Source organism: Burkholderia sp. B10, assembly GCF_004368385.1.
GTDB classification, from domain to species: Bacteria; Pseudomonadota; Gammaproteobacteria; order Burkholderiales; family Burkholderiaceae; genus Burkholderia; species Burkholderia vietnamiensis.
In genome coordinates this window covers 1-539 of the sequence record NZ_PQMX01000184.1, presented here as the reverse complement: position 1 = coordinate 539, position 539 = coordinate 1, and the positions used below count along the sequence as shown (strand labels likewise).

The 539-nt window shown below is 63.1% G+C and carries 1 pseudogene; it reads left to right on the top strand.

What is annotated here, in order from left to right:
* Nucleotides 1-223: 223 nt before the first annotated feature.
* Nucleotides 224-535, top strand: a pseudogene (locus C3Y15_RS31535) (IS21 family transposase); the annotation flags it as partial.
* Nucleotides 536-539: the final 4 nt, after the last annotated feature.

The following is a 539-nucleotide window of genomic DNA, read 5'->3' as shown; positions in this document are numbered from 1 at the left end:
TAAGTCGTAAAACGTCCTTGATCATGCGCATGTTCATCCGGTGCGCGGGCATGCTGTCTCCGGCCAAAGCCGGCGAGCATAGCCCGCGTGGTTGATGTCATACGCAACGCCAATCCTGCCTTCCGGTCCGCTCGGTCACGTTCCCGAGATGACCGGTCACGTTGCCGAAATCGCCGGTCACGATCCCGAAACGGCCGGTCACGTTCGTCCGAAATACGCAGTCACGATGCCACAGCCGCTGCAGCAGTTGCAGCGACACCTACTGAAGCACCCGGGAGGCGATCGCATCATGACGCAGGTGCTCGCCGCGGTGCGCGAACACGGACTCGATGCCGTGCTGCTTGCTGTGCAGGCAGCGCTGGACTCGGGACGCCCCAGTGGGGAGCACGTTCTGAACGTGCTGAGCCGGTTGAAGGCGCCCACCACGAGTACCAACCTCGCGACGACGAAACTCCAGCTTACCGAAGAGCCGGCTGCCGACGTGAGCCGCTACGAAACCCTGCGCGCCAACCCACCGGAGGACCGTCATGTCTAACGAC